This is a genomic window from Enterobacter cloacae complex sp. S2, from assembly GCF_015159675.1.
GTDB lineage: Bacteria > Pseudomonadota > Gammaproteobacteria > Enterobacterales > Enterobacteriaceae > Enterobacter > Enterobacter intestinihominis.
In genome coordinates this window covers 113,290-130,694 of the sequence record NZ_JADDTS010000009.1, presented here as the reverse complement: position 1 = coordinate 130,694, position 17,405 = coordinate 113,290, and the positions used below count along the sequence as shown (strand labels likewise).

The window sequence follows — 17,405 nt, the reverse complement described above, 5'->3', positions numbered from 1 at the left end:
TGTTAAGCCCTTTTCTTCCGGGCTACGTCATCAGGCTGGCTGATTTCGTTGAGCAGGCGGGTGGAGAGAAGAATACCGGTGTGGATCTGTTGCAGATCGTCCACGCGGGATTCCTGAGTCAGACGCGTAATGGTCTGCGGGTTATCAAAACGGAACTGGCAGACAAGTTGATTGGTTTCAGCCAGCTTGACCATTTGCGGGAGGGTTAATCCACCCAGCATGGTTGCCATCTCTTCGTTAACACCCAGACGAAACATCGCTGACGGTTTGTCCTGACTAATCAAACGCTGCGCGAGCAATAAATACGACAAATTGATGTCATAAATATGTTTTAGCAACTCGGATGTATGCATTTTTCCCATCCCGAATAACCAACTATTATTTTTATGCGGAAAGACCGCACCCCGTGATGTCGCCGGGAAATCACCCGGTATAAAAAGAAAAGGCCAAATGCATAGTTGAATTTAGGTTTGTACGTCGTAAAGCGCGTGACCGGTTAACATGGCCAAAATGTCGGTTACACATTTTATCTTTTCTTACAAATAACTAAGATTTTTCCTAATTCGACGCAAACTCTACTCGTCAGTTTTGACACATACAATGCAGCCCCCCCTGGAATTTAAAAAAAATGTGATCTCTGTCACATAATTTACGCGAATGTAACCCATAAATCCATCAGCGTGACTTGTAATTTGACTATTTATTGAGCAACTGAACCTTGTTTATATTCTTATGGAACGAATACTCATGCAGAGGGATGAGGGGATCGGGTATGAAAATTGCTACGTCGAAGAAGCACTGCCCTTTCGCGTCACAACGGGCGCGAACGCCAGAGAAGAGGCGGAGTTAATTAAGTAAAAACAGCAGCTTAAGTTTTCCTTTCGAGAAAAAAGTTTCCATGGGTAACCATCACGCTTGCGTTGACGATCGGTTAACGCGATTTAACAGCACGGAAGGCTAAATGTGTGATTTACGTTAAGTTGTTAATTACTTTCATTTAGCGTCCCCATTTCGTTATTCTTCTTATAAGAATAATTAATGAATAATTATGATAAGCTTCACACTATTGTCGCATGTGCCTCTTGCAGAAGCGGCAGATTCGCGGTAAAGCTTGAGAAAGGTGTCATTCTGACATAAAAGGAGTGTGTGATGAGTTACTCCCATCTTCTTGTTTCTGTTGCGGTTTCCCCCGAAAGTCATCAACTCGTCGCCCGTGCCGTTTCCATTGCCCGCCCGAATAATGCCCGCATAAGTCTGATTACCCTGGCTGCTGAACCCGAAATGTATAATCAACTGGCAGCGCCAATGCTGGAAGATATTCGTGAGGTTCTTCAGGAGGAAACGCAGCAATTTCTGCGCGAGCTGGTTGAGCGGGCAAAATATCCTGTCCACCAGACGGTGATTGCCACCGGCGAGTTAAGTGGACATATTCTGGACATTTGTCAGAAACAGAATGTTGACCTGGTCATTTGCGGAAATCATAACCAGAGCTTTTTTTCCCGGGCGGCATGCTCGGCAAAATCCATCGTTTCGTCAAGCCAGGTGGATGTCCTGCTGGTGCCTCTCGGGGGCAATTAATGCCCCCGGAGAAAATCAGGCGAGTTTAGGGAAGGTCGCGATCTTTTTTTGCAGATCACCTTCCTGAGTTTGCGGCTGGATCGCGCGCAAATCGTCAATAAAACGCGCCTGCCAGCGGTTGATATCATTCTTAACGATGGTCTCCATCATTTCTGAATGACGTGAAATACGTTCCGCAAGCGGCATGGTTAACGCGCGGTTCAGGGCATTTGCCACATCATCGCGATCGTAAGGGTTCACAATCAGCGCCGAGGTTAACTCGTTTGCCGCACCGGCAAATTGGGACAGCACCAGCACGCCCGGGTCAGCAGGATCTTGTGCTGCTACATACTCTTTTGCCACCAGATTCATCCCGTCGCGCAGCGGGGTGACCAGCCCGACGTCCGCATAGCGGAACACTTTCATCAGGATTTTGCGCTCAAAGTGCTGATTCAGATAGAAAAGTGGAGTCCAGCCGAGCTGACCATAGCGCCCGTTGATGCGCCCTGCTTCGGTCTCCAGCTGGTGACGAATATCCTGGTAAGCCTGAACCTCACCGCGCGAGGTCGGCGCTATCTGGGTATAGCGGATCTTGCCGTGATGCTGCGGGAATTTATCCAGCAGGGTTTCATAAGCGAGGAATCGCTCCGGCAACCCTTTGGAATAATCCAGTCGTTCAACCGAAAAGATATTCTTAACGTGCTTGAGTTCGTCCTTGAGCTGGGCAAGCTTCGGCGGCAGCGGACCAGAGGCCTGCTCGGCGATTTCGTCTGGCTCAATACCAATCGGGTAGACTTCGGTATGGAAATTTCGTCCCCACGCGGTGTGAGATTTGCCGCCGTGAGTGACCAGCCGGGTTTTACCCGACACGCTGTCGAGGAACGCCAGCCTGTCATTTTCCGTCTGGAAACCGAGCAGGTCGTAATCAGACAATGCTTCAAGAATTTCATCATGCTGCGGCAGCGCCGTAAAGATCTCCGGGGTCGGGAACGGAATATGCAGGAAGAAGCCGATCCGGTTCTTCACACCCCGTTTACGCAGCTCCCTGGCGAAGGGCAGCAGATGGTAATCGTGGATCCATAAAATATCGTCTTCTTCGATTAGCGGCAGCAGTTTATCTGCCAGCAGCGCGTTAACGCGCATGTAGCCTTCATAGGATTCACGCTGGAATTTCACCAAATCCAGACGATAGTGGAACGCTGGCCACAGCACGGCGTTTGAGAACTCGGAATAATATTCATCGTAGTCCTTCTCACTAAGGGCGAAGGAGGCCCACGTGATATTGCCCCGTGACACCTTTTTTAGCGGTTTCTCATCATTACTGATTTCCCCGCTCCAGCCAAACCAGAGACCACCCGCGGCTTTGAGGGCACCTAATACCCCGACCGCCAGGCCACCGGCACTGGCTTTTTTATCATCCGGCGGTGCGATGCGATTAGAGACGACGACTAAGCGACCCATAATGATTTCTCCCGTTGTTTTGCGCTATTTGTTGTTGTTGCTGGTTAGCGACGTCAGATATCCACTGCCAGACGCTGGCGACATTTTCCAGCCGCCATCCGGCAATGGTTTCACCAGATCCCACCTTGACAGACATGCCCTGGGCCTGGTTTACCACCCTGAACCCGGCCTCGTCGGTAAGGTCATCCCCAAAAAAGACTGGCGTACGCCCTTTGAACGGCGCTTCCGCCATAAACGCTGCAATGGCAGCGCCTTTATTAATTCCTGCCGGTTTAATCTCGACCACACATTTACCCGGCTGTAACGCCAGCTCCGGATGGGCTTCCGCCACGCTTCTTGCCACCGCAAATATCGCCGCCTCATGATGGGGCGCCTGACGGTAGTGCAGCGCAAAGGCCATGCCTTTGGCTTCCAGTTCCGTACCGGGAAGCATTTCCAGAGCCGAAGAGAGTTGCGCATGCAGCGCCTGAATCAGCGTGTCGGGGAGTGAAACTATATGCAGTTGATCATGGATATCGCGGCGCTCCGCTCCGTGCACACCGGCCAGCGGAAAGTGATAAGGACTGGCGAGCACGTCCAGCTCGGCCATTGAGCGCCCTGAAATCAATGCCAGTGCCCCCTCGTTCTGTCGGGAGAGCTGCTGCAAATTCTCTAACACCGTGTCCGGTACAACGACGTCATCCGGATGCGGTTCAATCCCGGCGAGCGTCCCGTCGAGGTCAAAAAAGAAAGCAAATTTTCCGGGCAGTACAGGCGGTGCGGTTAACAAGTCAGCCACCCTAATCCTCCTTACAGTGAACAAAACAGCCATGTAAGTATAGACAGTGTGACGGTGCTCGCCATTTGGCAACCGGCCCGTCATCAAAACTGGCGGGCCGGTCAGGGGGTCAACTATGGTTAATAGTTGAGCATATTGATGGCTAAAAATAAATCAGACGGTACGCTTCGCTTTTTGCTTGTAACGGTCGAAGATCACCGCTGCCAGCAGGATCAGGCCGCGTACGACGTACTGAGAGAACGGAGAAATATTAAGCAGGTTCATGGCGTTCTCCACGGTCCCCAGAATCAGGATCCCCGCCACCACATATGAGATTTTTCCGATGCCGCCCTTGAGGGAAACGCCCCCTAAAACGCAGGCTGAGATGACGATCAGCTCATAACCAATGGAGGTCATTGGCTGGCCGCTGGTCATACGCGACGCCAGAATAATCCCCGCCGCCGCCGATACCAGCCCGGAAAGCACGAAGATAATGATCTTGGTCCGTACGACCGGAACACCCGCCAGACGCGCCGCCTCTTCATTGCCGCCAATCGCCAGCGTGTTACGGCCAAACGTGGTGCGGTTAAGCAGGAAACCGAACAGGATCAAACAGCCTACCGTCAGCCAGATTGGCGCAGGCAGCCCCAGCCAGTTGGCATAGCCCAGCGTGAAGAAACGCTCGTCTTCAATCCCCACGGCTTTCCCGTCGGAGATGATATAGGCCAGACCGCGCACGATTTGCATGGTCGCCAGCGTCGTAATCAGGGCGTTAATCTTCAGGCGCGCAATGACAAACCCGTTCACCAGGCCGCTCAGCACGCCGAGCAGCAGCCCGGCCAGCACGCCGATCCACAGGCTTTCGGTCATGTTGATCACCACGGCAGTGGTGACGCCAGCACAGGCAATCACCGAGGCAACCGACAGGTCAAAATCGCCGGAGGCCAGGCAGAACAGCATTCCGCAGGCCACCATGCCGGACATGGAGATAGCCAGCCCCAGCCCCTTCATATTGATGAACGTGGCGAAATTCGGCACAAAAATCGCGCAGGCGACGAACAGGGCAGCAAAGACCACCAGCATGCCGTACTGGTCCCAGATGCGGCCAAAACTGAAAGCCGACTTCGGCGCTCCGGATGTAGTAACAGAAGACATCATTGACTCCTTACTCAGGCGACAGCCTGGCTAACTTTAGGCATGGCGAGACTCAACGCCTGTTGTTCATTCGCCTGTTCATGCAGCAATTCACCGGCAATTTCACCTTCACGCATCACAACAATGCGGTCGGCAACGCCCAGCACCTCAGGCAGATCGCTGGAGGCGAACAGGACCGCCACACCGCGTTTTGCCAGTTCATAGATGACGTTATAGATTTCGTGTTTCGCCCCCACGTCGATACCGCGCGTTGGCTCATCCAGCAAAATGACCTTCATATCTTCCGACAGCCAGCGCCCCAGAATGGCTTTTTGCTGATTGCCGCCGGACAGGTTCATGATCAGCTGTTCAGCCCCGGGGGTTTTGATGTTCAGCGAACGGATATGGTGATCCGCGTTGCTCGCCTCCCAGCCGTCGTTAATCAGACATCCCGCGCGGATGAACTTGCGCCGGGCAGAGATGTTGATGTTGTCGCGCACCGAGTGCACCGGAATGATGCCCTCGGCCTTTCGATCCTCCGGGCAGAGCATAATCCCCGCGTTAATCGCCTGCGCAGGCTTCTGAATATCGACCTTTTTCCCGTCGACGAAAACCTGGCCCTGGGTTATTCGGGTGCCGCCAAACAGCCCTTTCATCAGCTCGCTGCGCCCTGCCCCCACAAGGCCAAACAGCCCGACGATTTCGCCGCTGCGCACCGAGAGTGAAATGGGCGTGCGCACGCCCGGGGCTTTGACGTTATCCAGACGCAGACGCTCAGGGCCATACTCGCGCGGTTTCCAGTGGTAAATATCCCCGAGATCGCGTCCGACCATCGCCTGCACCAGTTGGTCATGGTTGACCTGCTGCATATCGGTGAAGGTGCGCACGTAGCGGCCATCTTTAAACACGGTGATGGCATCGCTTAAGGCAAAAATCTCTTCCATTCGGTGAGAAACGTACAGAATGATGCGGCCCTCTTTGCGCAGCTCGCGGATCACGCGAAAGAGATTTTCTATTTCACGCGCCGAGAGCGAGCTGGTTGGCTCGTCAAAAGCGATAATTTTGGCGTTACGTGCCAGCGCTTTGGCAATTTCCACCATCTGCCACTGGCCGATGGAGAGATACTTAAGGGGCGTTTGCGGATCGACATCCAGCCCAAGGTGCTTGAGCTGCAAGCCCGCTTCATAGTTGAGCAGCGAGCGGTTGACCACGCCGCTTTTATGCGGAAGCTGGCCCAGATAGATGTTCTCCGCCACGGTCATTTCAGGAATGAGATGCAGCTCCTGATAGATGATAGCGACGCCCGCATTTAACGCTGCCGTGGTGTCGGCAAAGGCCACCTCTTCGCCGCGAATAGCCAGCGTGCCGGTGGTGGGCGTGTAGTTGCCGCTGAGAATTTTTAGCAGCGTGGATTTTCCCGCGCCATTCTCCCCCATCAGGGCGTGAACCTGGCCGGCATAGCAGTCGAAGCTGATATCGGTCAACGCGTTTACACCGGGGAACGTTTTACCGATGCCGCGGAAAGAGAGATACGGATCAGACTGTTGCATAACGACTCCGTGATTCCTGTAGTGTGTACGTCTGGCCCCTCACGGTGAGTGAGGGGCGCAATCACAGCGTATTACTTACCGCCCAGTCCTTTTTTCGCCAGCTCCTCTTTGAAGTTATCGCGGGTGATCAGCACCACATCGGTCACTTCGGTGAATTTCGGCGGCTCAACCCCTTTGGTCACCCAGTTGTAGAGCATTTCGCTGGATTTATAGCCGTGGACATCCGGGCTTGGCAGCAGAGAGCCGTAGAAACCGGTCGCCTGCGCTTTAGACAGTTCGCTCACGGCGTCAACGCCGTTGATGCCGATCCCGATCACGTCCGGTGCTTTAAAGCCCTGGCCTTCCGTTGCACGCACGCCGCCCAGTACGGTGTTGTCGTTCATCCCCACCACCAGCCAGTGCTTCACTTCCGGATGCTGGACGAGCATGGAATTCGCCGCATCAAAGGCGCCCGGAATATCGTTGGATTTGGTCGGAACTTTGTAGATCTGTTTTTCCGGGAAGCCAGCCGCTTTCAGGGCGTCCATGGACCCGGTGGTACGACGACGGGCGGTGTCCAGCTCGTCAGCGGTAATGGCCATCACGGCGGTCTCTTTGACATCCCAGCCGCGTTTTTGCATCTCTTTGTAGAGCTCCTGGCCCTGACGCTCACCGATTTTAGTGGCCGCCATCATTACCAGCGGAACGGTATCCATCGGTTTACCTTTGGCGTTCACGAACTGATCGTCCACCGCAATCACTTTCATGTCGTAACCGCGCGCTTTCGCGGCAATCGCTGACCCCAGTTTTGGATCCGGCGTACAGATAACGAAACCTTTCGCGCCGCTGGCCGCCAGGCTATCAATGGCGTTCAGCGTTTTCTCACCGTCAGGTACGGCGATTTTAATTACCTCAAATCCCAAATCTTTTCCGGCTTTATCAGCAAATTTCCATTCGGTCTGGAACCACGGCTCTTCCGGCTGTTTAACCAGAAAACCGAGCTTTAAATTTTCAGCGATAGCGGATTGTGACATAACGGCAGCCAGGCCGATGGCCGCCAGCGCTTTAGTAAATTTGTGCATGGTAAACTCCAGCTTTAGCATTCTTATCTGTAGGGAATAATGGCGAACAACTTATTTAATCGGACTTAAAACAAGGCATTAGCGCTTACCTCGTCATAAGCGTTATTGCTGGAGATAGTTTTAGCGGGAAATTAATCATCCATAAGAGAGCGACATCACACCGCAGAATTACAGTAATTGCGTACATAAATTCAGCGAAAAATGACATAAAAAAGGACCTAATTGTCCTACAAATGGAAGGGAGTTAAGCAGGATTATCCATAAGGTCAGCTAAGAAATCCCTGTAACCCGGACGCCTTAGCGCCCGGCAGAAAAATTACCAGCGGTAATAGATGTGTTCAGCATGATCGCGCACGGGGGCGTCGTCACCCAACAGACGAGCAGAGAGCGCCAGCGCAAAGTCAAAAGCGTGCCCCAGCCCCTTGCCGCTGATGAGGTTATTATCCACCACGACCGGCGCATCTACATATACTCCATCATCAACGCTCTGCCAGAGATCGCCGGAACAGACGTAGCGACGCCCCTTCAGTAGCCCGTTACCGCCCAGCACCCGCGCGGCCGCAGAGCAGATCGGGCAGATGAGTTTGCCCTGCTCGTCATGGGCGGAAACAAAGCGGAGCACCTCCTGGCTAGCCGCAAGATTGACGCTCCCCTGCGGCCCACCGGGCAACACGACTGCGTCATACAGCGTATTAATGCGCTCCGTTAACGTACTGTCAGCCACCATGGGGATATTGTGGTAACTCACTACCGCACGGGACTCCGCACAGGCCAGCGTCTCCACCTCAATCTGTAAACGCCGCAGAATATCAATCGTGATAATCGCTTCTGCTTCTTCAAAACCGGGTGCCAGCAGCACCGCAACGTTAGCCATCATAAACCTCAACGAATGAAAAGATGTAAAACAGTGTTTCATTTTCACTCTTTATCAGATCACAATCTTGCGACGCGATCACAGAACCGTATATTGAGTGAAAATTGATTTAGCTCAAATTTGATACGACAGGATATATTTGCAGATATTATTTCTGATTTAACACTTTTACAGAATTTCCCGCCAAAGAACGTTTCCTGAAACGATAAAAATGAGCGATATTAATTTCACACCCATTAAAATCAACAAGTTATATTAAATACAATCTCTTAACCCTCTTTCTATTCTGGGCTATATTTAAATTTGTAATGTATGGTAAACACAGCCTTATTAAGAGTTTTCTTAAGTCAAAGAGAAGCGTATGCTTATTTAAATCGAACACAGGAAGTGAATTTTCGAGTTTTTTACCTTGCAGAAATCTATTTCTGCCATTCAATCGTCAATACCTGCCGGGTCAGGTTAAGTAGCGGACATCAAGTCCCACAGTCAATAAGGATATGAGAATGACTACCCAAACGATGATGCAAAAACTGAATGCCCAGATGAACCTGGAGTTTTATGCTTCAAATCTGCATCTGCATTTGAGCGCGTGGTGTTCCAGAAAAAGCCTCAACGGCACTGCCACCTTCTTTCGTACTCAGGCGCAAAGTAACGTCACGCACATGATGCGCGTCTTTAATTTTTTGAAAGCTGTCGGGGCAAACCCTACCGTCAAAGAGCTTGAAACGATTGAAGATAATTACACTTCTCTGGAAGAACTGTTTCAGAAAACGCTCGAAGAGTATGAGCAACGCTGTGCGAAGCTGAGCAAACTGGCTGATGAAGCCAAAGCGCAACGGGACATCATTACCCTCAAGTTTTTACGTGATATGGACAGAGAGCAGCAGCAGGATGGCATGCTGCTGAAGACGCTCGCAGATGAAATCCGCAACGCGAAACGCGCGGGGATTTGTCTGGAGCAGACGGACCGCCATCTTCTCGACATTGCTACCGTGCAACACCACTAGGTCCTTCACCCGCTCCCGTCAGGGCTGAGAGTTCCCCACAAAATAATGCCTGCACAGACGGCCCCCTCTCCCTTGAGGGAGAGGGCTGGGGTGAGGGGGAACATACGGCTCTGGTGGTCATTCCGTTCACTTTATGTTCCTTGCTACTCTGTCACGGCATAACCGGTGAACGTGCCAGGGTGGCTCAGTCGCCACCACCCTGGCGACCCGGGCTTCCGGCGGAAAATCGCCGCTTCGCGGTACCTTCGGCTTATTCCTTCCGGCTTATCGGGGACGGGCGGAGGTAACATCCCTGTAAAGCCCGCCCTCTCGGCGCATCCCTGCGCCTCGCCCCGGCCTACAGGAAACGCCTCAGCGATTTACAGCCGGACCGAGGCATCGCTGAAAGCCTTCAGTTATTCTGAAGGCAACGTTATCGCTTTTGCTTTCAAATTACTGGGGATCCCTCAGCCCGTCAGGGAGTGGGTACCAACTCCCTGCTTTTACTGACATTTAACAAATCAGATCTTGCTCCCAATGAATAACCATACATCGTGTAATGATTTGTTTAATTACATTCATTAACGAGGGAGCATCATGATCACCATTGAGTTTATTGTCATTATTCTCTGCCTGCTGATAGGCACCCGCTTCGGCGGGATGGGCCTGGGGCTGATAAGCGGCATCGGCCTGTTTGTTTTGAGTTTTGTCTTTGGTCTGCAACCCGGTAAACCGCCGGTTGACGTGATGCTCACGATCCTCGCCGTCATCGGCTGTGCGGCCACGCTACAGACCGCCGGTGGCCTGAATGTAATGATGCAGTTTGCAGAGCGCCTGCTGCGTAAACATCCCCAGCACATCACCCTTCTCGCACCGTTTACCACCTGGATGTTGACCTTCCTGTGCGGGACCGGGCACGTCGTCTACACCATGTTTCCCATTATCGCGGATATCGCCCTGAAAAAAGGCATACGCCCGGAACGGCCGATGGCGGTGGCCTCGGTGGCATCTCAGATGGCGATCACCGCCTCCCCCGTTTCCGTGGCCGTCGTTTCGCTGGTCTCGATTCTTGGTGCGCAGCACGGTATCGGCCACGCGTGGGGGATCCTCGAAATTCTTGCGGTCTCCGTACCGGCCTCACTGTCTGGCGTCGCCATTGCGGCACTGTGGAGCTTGCGTCGCGGGAAAAACCTCGCAGACGATCCTGAATTTCAGGAAAAGCTGAAAGATCTGAAACAGCGGGAGTTTATCTATGGAGGAACGGAGACGTTGATGGATCAACGTTTCCCGAAACAGGCCTACTGGTCCACGTGGATCTTCTTCGCCGGGATTGCCATAGTGGTCCTGCTGGGTGCGCTGCCCGAGCTGCGTCCGGCGTTTGAGATCAAAGGGAAAATGACAGCCCTGTCGATGAACCTTGTCATTCAAATGATGATGCTGATCGCCGGGGCCATCATGCTGATGACCTGCAAGGTGAATGCGTCGGCCATTTCAAACGGGGCGGTATTTAAGGCGGGGATGGTCGCGATTTTCTCGGTGTTTGGAGTGGCGTGGATGAGCGATACCTTTTTTCAGGCGCATCTCGACGAGCTGAAAATGGCGCTGGAGGGGGTGGTGAAAAGTCATCCCTGGACGTATGCCATCGTGCTGTTCCTGGTATCAAAACTGGTCAACAGCCAGGCTGCGGCCTTGACCGCGGTCGCCCCGATGGGGTTGATGCTGGGCATCGATCCGAAAATGCTGGTGGCCTTCTTCCCGGCATCCTACGGCTACTTTGTGCTGCCCACCTATCCGAGCGATCTGGCCTGTATCGGGTTCGATCGCTCCGGCACCACCCGCATCGGTAAATTCATCATCAACCACAGCTTTATTCTGCCGGGGCTGATTGGCGTCAGCTGTGCCTGCGTGGTGAGCTATCTGCTGGTGCAGACGTTCTTCTGATCCTTCTGCGGGCGACAGGCTCTGTCGCCCTTCGACGTAAAAGCAGAAAAGAGTTTCTAATTTTAAAACATCGGTTTATTTTAGTGAGACTCACCCTGCGGTGTGAAGCGGAGTTCAATCAGCGCAATCGCTTTCTGGATCGCGCGGAGCGTAACCGGGTCCGCCGCAGCAGGATGGTTGGTGAAATCGATGTTTTTCAGCTGGGTCGACATCTTTTCGCGTACCTCAACCGGCGCGATAACGTCAATCACATCAAGGATTTGTTTGATAACCAGCTGGCAGGCGACGACGTCAGATACCAGTTCCTGATCGGCGCTCAGGTTTTGTGACATGGGGTTCTCCTTATTCAAAGGGCGCCATAGTAGCAAAACAGACGCCCTTCCATCTCCCTCTCGTCGTCCGCAGACATAAAAAAACCTGCCGAAGCAGGTTTTTTTATCAGAACATCGCACCCGGTGGGACGTCTTTAAACGTTGTGCAGTAGTTTGCCCACATGCTTTTCAGGATTTTGCGCAGTTTCATTATGTTGCTCCAGTAACGTGTTATGCAGGTGTTATTGTCAATACGCTTATAATATGACCACCATCACAAAAATCAACCATTTTGTGACCTGCATCACGGTTATTAAACCCTCAGTGCTGCTGGTTTGTTAAAAAAAGCCATGATAAATCCGCACGTTACAGGCTTATAAATTCCAGTAAATGTTTATAAAATTTTTTGAGCGGGCAGGAAGAGAATGAGTGAAAACGTATCCGGCAAAGAGAGCCGTGGATTATCGCCTGCGGCGCTGCTGGTGGCCGGTGCTTTCTTTATGGAGTTTCTGGATGGGACGGTGATCGCCACCGCGTTACCGGATATGGCAAAAAGCTTCGGCGACCAGGCGGTGGATCTGAATATCGGCATCAGCGCCTATCTGATCACCCTGGCCGTGCTGATCCCCGCCAGCGGCTGGATCGCCGACCGCTTCGGCGCGCGAAAAGTGTTTGCCCTCGCGCTGGCGATCTTCACGCTGGCCTCGGTATTTTGCGGCCTGTCCACCACGCTCGATCAGTTCGTTGCGATGCGCGTCCTCCAGGGCATGGGTGGTGCGCTGATGGTGCCCGTAGGTCGCCTGGCCGTGCTACGCACCACGCCAAAACATCAGCTCATCACGGCAATCGCCACCCTGACGTGGCCTGCGCTGGTCGCGCCGATCATCGGCCCGCCGCTGGGTGGGTTCATTACCAGCTATGCCGACTGGCGCTGGATCTTCTTTATTAACGTGCCGCTGGGGATAATCGCCATTTTGCTGGCACTGCGCATCATTCCAGACCTGCATGAAGATACGCGCCGACCGTTTGATTTACCGGGTTTTGTTGTCACCACCCTTGCCATGGTGAGCCTGGTTTATGCGATGGAGTTGATGGGCGCAGAGCCTCTGCGAACAGGATTAACCGCCACGCTGTTTATCGTCGGTGTCGTCGCCTTAAGCCTGGCGCTGCGTCACTTTAAGCGGGCAACCTGGCCGATGATCAGGCTCGATGCGATGCAGGTGCCGACGTTTCGCGTCACCCTGTACGGCGGATCGCTGTTTCGCGCCTCCATCAGCGCGGTTCCGTTCCTGTTACCGCTGATGTTCCAGGTCGGCTTTGGCATGGACGCGTTCCATTCTGGCCTGCTGGTGCTGGCGGTTTTCGTTGGCAATCTCACCATTAAACCGGCGACGACGCCGCTTATCCGCAGCCTGGGGTTTAAGCGGCTGTTGCTGATTAACGGTGCGTTGAATGTCCTGGCGTTGCTGGCCTGCGCGTTTCTTACGCCGCAGACGCCCGCGTGGCTCATCATGCTGATCCTTTATCTGGGCGGCGTTTTCCGTTCGATTCAGTTTACAGCCATCAGTACGTTGGCTTTTGCGGATGTGCCATCGGCGCAGATGAGCTATGCCAATACTCTGTTTTCAACCGCAACGCAGCTTGCCGTGGGGCTTGGGATCACGCTCGGGGCGATTGGTATTCGTATCGGGGAAAAAGTCAGTGAGGCGATGGGGGTTGCCGGTATGCCGGGAATGAGCTTCCGGCTGGCATTTGTGGCAATCGCGCTGATCTGCCTGGTGGGAATGGTTGACACGCTGCGTCTGACTAAAGATGCGGGCAGCGCGGTCTCATCGAAAAAGTAACACTATCTGCCGGGCAGGCAACGCACCGCCCGGCAAAGTAAATCAGCCAACAATACCGCGCACGAAGGCTTCAATCTCTTTGTCCTGGCAGTTCTCGAAGAAGCACTGCTGGAAGCGCTGGCCTGATACGGCTGTTTTAACCAGCTCAGGATCGATTGCTCGCAGGGTATCCAGATAGTTTTCTTTCACCACCGCCGCTTTCACCTGGTTCAGGATCCCGGCGTTACGCACCTGCGGCTCTTTACGCTCTGGTGGATAGCCTTCGCCATTGCGTCCGGTAAACGCTTTCTCAAAGATAAAGCGTACGTTCAGTTCTGCCCCCCAGCCGAAGCCCTTCGCAAACGGCAGAGAAAGCGCGTTACCGTTGTTGATTTGCGCAAACAGGAAAGCATCCGCAGGATCGATGCAGTAACCGCAAATCACACCCGGATGGATGTTCAAGGACATCAGCGCGCCCTGCCCGGTACCGCAGCCGGTAACAACAAAATCAACGGCTTTAGCGTTAAGCAGAATGCTCGCCATGATGCCCAGGTGAATATAGGTGAGATGATGATCGTTCTCATCACTCATACCGACGTTATAGACCGGAAAACCTTTCTCATCAGCAACGGCTTTCAGCTCATTAAGGATGATGGGATTCTTAGCGGCCTGGCTGTTTTCCATCATCAGTGCAATTTTCATCTTGTCTCTCCTGAATGCATGGCGGGCGATCCCGCTGTGGATACCTTTTCAACTTAACCTTACTATCAAACAAACGCACTTTCAAATTAAGTGAAAACTTGTTTTAAAAAACAAAGATGCGCTCACAATTTCGCGCGGTGGCCCGGCTCGTTGCACAGTGAGAGGGCAGATCCTCCGGCTATTCCAGCCATTGCGTACCATCGCGTTGGTTACAATGGCGTATTTCCCGTCACGCAGAGTGAACCATGAAACGTGTAATCATAGCCGGAACGATCCTGTTGCTCGCCGGGTGCAGTATCAACCGTCAGGCAGAAGTCAGCAGTACGGATGCCCCAAACGGAATTGTGCGCCTCGACTATGGCCAGGCCATGCTGCAAAACGCCTGGTCTGATGAGTATGTTAATAACGGTACGGCAACCAAAGCCTGTCAACATATGGGCTACGCCACTGCGTCAGCCTACGGGCAGCCAATTAAAACCTGCACCCTGATCAGCGGTTCACTCTGTCTGAACGAAAGTGTGACCATTCAGTATAAATGTCAGGGATATGCTGTTACCTCTTCCAGCCAGAATCCGTGGTATTAACCGCTACTGCCAGTCACGCTGGCAGTTTATTTAATAAGAACTAAAACAATTCTCATTAATAAATATAAATGGCGGCAATGCGTTTTATTCCCATTCGTATTTTTAATAAAGAAATATTTATTTTACTTTTTGCAAATAATTAAATAACAAATTATAGTGTCGCTCATCGTGAACCAGAATTAATAAACCGGAGCTGCACCATGTTAAAAACTGAAATGATCGACAAGCTCAATGCGCAAATGAATCTTGAGCTTTTTTCTTCCCTGCTTTATCAGCAGATGAGCGCCTGGTGCAGCTATCACAGCTTTGAAGGGGCGGCCGCCTTCCTGCGTCGTCATGCCCAGGAAGAGATGACGCACATGCAGCGTCTGTTTGATTACCTGACGGACACCGGCAGCCTGCCGCGCATTGATAACGTGGCATCGCCTTTTGCCGAATACGGCTCTCTTGATGAACTGTTCCGCGCCACCTATGAGCATGAACAGCTGATCACCCAGAAAATTAATGAACTGGCTCATGCCGCCATGACCAGCCAGGATTATCCAACCTTTAATTTCCTTCAGTGGTATGTGGCTGAACAGCACGAAGAAGAGAAGCTGTTTAAATCCGTGCTGGATAAATTATCTCTGGCAGGTAAATCCGGGGAAGGTCTGTACTTCATTGATAAAGAGCTGTCGACGCTCGATACCCAGAATTAACAGAAAAGCGGTGCTGAGTTTTCAGCACCGCATTATTTAATGGCGGCAGATTTTACTTTCGTGAGTGGAAAATCCGTCTGCTGCTGGAATGAATTTTCCGCGCGCCGCCAAAAACGCCACCAGCTCCGCGGCTGTCATCTCTGAAGCTAAACAGGTATGGAAACGCACCGCTTCGCCAAAGCGGGCATGTATCGCCTCAACCAGACTCTCCTCCGTATAGCGCTCACCTGACTCAATCATCATATTCAGCACGTCGTGTCCGTGAATTGACATGGTTACCTCTCGCAAATAAAAAGCAGACTAAACGTTCCCTCCACGGCACGCTTTGCGCTGGCTCAGGTTACCCTTTTCTTTTTGTAAATTAATCATTACACCCCATGTAACGGTGATTTGACGAGATGGTGCTTTTCCCTTACTCTGCGCCGCAGAATGAGTCGCGGTATGGAAGCGTTATAGAGGAAAGCGTGAAGAACAGAACTCTGGGAAGTATTTTTATCGTCGCCGGAACGACAATTGGCGCAGGAATGTTGGCCATGCCGTTGGCTGCCGCCGGCGTCGGGTTTGGGGTTACCGTAGTGCTGCTGGGTGGTCTGTGGGCCCTGATGTGTTACACCGCGCTATTATTGCTGGAGGTTTATCAGCATGTCCCTGCCGATACTGGCTTAGGCTCCCTGGCTGCACGCTATCTTGGACGCTACGGGCAGTGGATCACCGGTTTCAGCATGATGTTCCTGATGTACGCCCTGACTGCCGCTTACATCAGCGGCGCCGGGGAGCTGATTGCGTCAAGTATCAATGACGGCTTCGGTGCGTCACTTTCACCGGAAACAGGCGCCATTGTCTTTACGCTGATCGGTGGCGGCGTGGTTTGTGCGGGCACATCGCTGGTCGATCTGTTTAACCGTTTTTTGTTCAGCGCCAAAATTCTCTTCCTGATTGTGATGCTGGTGCTGCTGGCACCGCATGTTCACAAGATTAACCTGCTCTCCCTCCCGCTGGAGAAAGGTCTGGCGCTTTCGGCCATCCCGGTTATTTTCACCTCCTTCGGTTTTCACGGCAGCGTGCCGAGCATCGTGAGCTATATGAACGGTGATATTCGCAAGCTGCGCCGCGTCTTTGTTATCGGCAGCGCCATTCCGTTGATTGCTTACCTGTTCTGGCAGCTGGTGACGCTGGGCAGTATTGATTCCAATACCTTTATCGGCCTGATGGCAGAGCATTCTGGTCTGAATGGATTCCTGGTTGCCCTGCGTAACGTGGTGGCCTCTTCACACGTGGAGCTGGCGGTACATCTGTTTGCAGACCTGGCGCTGGCAACGTCCTTCCTCGGCGTGGCGCTTGGCCTGTTTGACTATATGGCGGATCTGTTCCAGCGTCGCAATACCGTTGCCGGACGCTTGCAGACGGGGGCGATGACCTTCCTGCCGCCGCTGGCCTTCGCGCTCTTTTACCCGCGCGGGTTTGTGATGGCGCTGGGGTATGCTGGCGTGGCGTTATCGGTACTGGCCCTGCTGCTGCCTTCCCTGCTGGCGTGGAAGAGCCGCCAGCAACATCCGCAGCAGGGGTATCGCGTAGCGGGCGGTACGCCAATGCTTTGCGCGGTGTTTGGTTGTGGGGTGGTGATTATTCTGGTGCAGACTTTGATTGCAGCGGGGATGCTGCCGGAAGTGGGATAACTTATTTATACAGGTCCTGAGGTACTGTTCCGTTCACCTTAAGATCAACAGAATATAATTTTTTCACAGCATGTGAACGGGATAAGGGGGCCGCCGCGGCCCCCTTATCAATCCCCGCGGCCCCGCGGAAAATCGGTGCTTCGCACTGCGCTCACCTCCCGACCATCTGCCTGCGGTCGGCTCAACTCGACATCCTGTCTCGATTCGCCTCTGGCCGCCATCCATGGCGTCCAGCCCTTGTCATCTGGTCTCCGGTTCGCCGATTTTAGCGGGGACTCAACACCCGTGCC

Annotated in this window: 18 protein-coding genes; 7 read left to right on the top strand and 11 right to left on the bottom strand. The window is 52.9% G+C overall.

Annotated elements, in window-relative coordinates; all coding sequences use genetic code 11:
• Positions 1-2: 2 nt before the first annotated feature.
• Positions 3-353, bottom strand: a complete 351-nt coding sequence (gene flhD / locus IPZ49_RS06210; protein ID WP_003859693.1) for a flagellar transcriptional regulator FlhD — start codon at positions 351-353, stop codon at positions 3-5.
• Between the two features lie 796 nt (positions 354-1,149).
• Here flhD and uspC point away from each other — a divergent pair.
• Positions 1,150-1,578: a universal stress protein UspC gene (uspC, locus tag IPZ49_RS06205; protein ID WP_017384418.1), complete on the top strand. Its 429-nt coding sequence runs from the start codon at positions 1,150-1,152 to the stop codon at positions 1,576-1,578.
• Between the two features lie 15 nt (positions 1,579-1,593).
• Here the strand turns inward: uspC and otsA are convergent, their stop codons facing one another.
• The 6 genes from otsA to IPZ49_RS06175 form a co-directional block, all read right to left on the bottom strand.
• Positions 1,594-3,018: an alpha,alpha-trehalose-phosphate synthase gene (otsA, locus tag IPZ49_RS06200; RefSeq protein WP_015570257.1), complete on the bottom strand. Its 1,425-nt coding sequence runs from the start codon at positions 3,016-3,018 to the stop codon at positions 1,594-1,596.
• Positions 2,993-3,796: a trehalose-phosphatase gene (gene otsB, locus IPZ49_RS06195; protein WP_033486793.1), complete on the bottom strand. Its 804-nt coding sequence runs from the start codon at positions 3,794-3,796 to the stop codon at positions 2,993-2,995. Before otsB ends, otsA begins: the two co-directional genes overlap by 26 nt.
• Before the next feature lie 153 nt (positions 3,797-3,949).
• A complete protein-coding gene (gene araH / locus IPZ49_RS06190; RefSeq protein WP_003859689.1) occupies positions 3,950-4,930 on the bottom strand; it encodes an arabinose ABC transporter permease AraH in 981 nt (326 codons plus the stop codon).
• 14 nt (positions 4,931-4,944) lie between these two features.
• Positions 4,945-6,459 (bottom strand): L-arabinose ABC transporter ATP-binding protein AraG, encoded by a 1,515-nt coding sequence (araG, locus tag IPZ49_RS06185; RefSeq protein ID WP_003859688.1) that lies wholly within the window; start codon positions 6,457-6,459, stop codon positions 4,945-4,947.
• A gap of 71 nt (positions 6,460-6,530) precedes the next feature.
• Positions 6,531-7,520, bottom strand: coding sequence for an arabinose ABC transporter substrate-binding protein AraF (gene araF / locus IPZ49_RS06180; RefSeq protein WP_017384422.1), 990 nt, complete (start codon positions 7,518-7,520; stop codon positions 6,531-6,533).
• A 316-nt stretch (positions 7,521-7,836) separates the two neighbouring features.
• Complete coding sequence (locus IPZ49_RS06175) at positions 7,837-8,394, bottom strand: DJ-1 family glyoxalase III (RefSeq protein WP_063932805.1); 558 nt, start codon at positions 8,392-8,394, stop codon at positions 7,837-7,839.
• A gap of 503 nt (positions 8,395-8,897) precedes the next feature.
• Between IPZ49_RS06175 and IPZ49_RS06170 the strand changes: the two genes are divergently transcribed.
• The gene (locus tag IPZ49_RS06170; protein ID WP_017384424.1) at positions 8,898-9,401 is read left to right on the top strand and encodes a non-heme ferritin-like protein; all 504 of its coding nucleotides are present in this window, start codon (positions 8,898-8,900) and stop codon (positions 9,399-9,401) included.
• A gap of 576 nt (positions 9,402-9,977) precedes the next feature.
• Entirely contained in the window at positions 9,978-11,321 is a 1,344-nt protein-coding gene (locus IPZ49_RS06165) for an anaerobic C4-dicarboxylate transporter (RefSeq protein ID WP_063932733.1), read from the top strand.
• Between the two features lie 80 nt (positions 11,322-11,401).
• On the opposite strand, the gene IPZ49_RS06160 is transcribed toward IPZ49_RS06165, so the two are convergent.
• Entirely contained in the window at positions 11,402-11,653 is a 252-nt protein-coding gene (locus IPZ49_RS06160; protein ID WP_003859683.1) for a DUF2766 family protein, read from the bottom strand.
• A gap of 106 nt (positions 11,654-11,759) precedes the next feature.
• The gene (azuC, locus tag IPZ49_RS06155; RefSeq protein ID WP_003859682.1) at positions 11,760-11,843 is read right to left on the bottom strand and encodes a stress response protein AzuC; all 84 of its coding nucleotides are present in this window, start codon (positions 11,841-11,843) and stop codon (positions 11,760-11,762) included.
• 214 nt (positions 11,844-12,057) lie between these two features.
• Between azuC and IPZ49_RS06150 the strand changes: the two genes are divergently transcribed.
• Complete coding sequence (locus IPZ49_RS06150) at positions 12,058-13,476, top strand: MFS transporter (RefSeq protein WP_058688583.1); 1,419 nt, start codon at positions 12,058-12,060, stop codon at positions 13,474-13,476.
• A gap of 42 nt (positions 13,477-13,518) precedes the next feature.
• Here IPZ49_RS06150 and IPZ49_RS06145 read toward each other — a convergent pair whose 3' ends face one another.
• Positions 13,519-14,157: an RpiB/LacA/LacB family sugar-phosphate isomerase gene (locus tag IPZ49_RS06145; protein WP_003859680.1), complete on the bottom strand. Its 639-nt coding sequence runs from the start codon at positions 14,155-14,157 to the stop codon at positions 13,519-13,521.
• 245 nt (positions 14,158-14,402) lie between these two features.
• On the opposite strand from IPZ49_RS06145, the gene yecR reads away from it, so the two are divergent.
• On the top strand, positions 14,403-14,741 hold the full coding sequence (gene yecR, locus IPZ49_RS06140; RefSeq protein WP_015570249.1) for a YecR family lipoprotein: 339 nt from the start codon (positions 14,403-14,405) through the stop codon (positions 14,739-14,741).
• A 200-nt stretch (positions 14,742-14,941) separates the two neighbouring features.
• Complete coding sequence (gene ftnA / locus IPZ49_RS06135) at positions 14,942-15,439, top strand: non-heme ferritin (RefSeq protein ID WP_003859676.1); 498 nt, start codon at positions 14,942-14,944, stop codon at positions 15,437-15,439.
• 36 nt (positions 15,440-15,475) lie between these two features.
• On the opposite strand, the gene IPZ49_RS06130 is transcribed toward ftnA, so the two are convergent.
• Positions 15,476-15,712: a YecH family metal-binding protein gene (locus tag IPZ49_RS06130; RefSeq protein WP_063932732.1), complete on the bottom strand. Its 237-nt coding sequence runs from the start codon at positions 15,710-15,712 to the stop codon at positions 15,476-15,478.
• 191 nt (positions 15,713-15,903) lie between these two features.
• Here IPZ49_RS06130 and tyrP point away from each other — a divergent pair, with 191 nt between their 5' ends.
• Positions 15,904-17,115 (top strand): tyrosine transporter TyrP, encoded by a 1,212-nt coding sequence (tyrP, locus tag IPZ49_RS06125; protein WP_058688692.1) that lies wholly within the window; start codon positions 15,904-15,906, stop codon positions 17,113-17,115.
• Positions 17,116-17,405 lie beyond the last annotated feature (290 nt).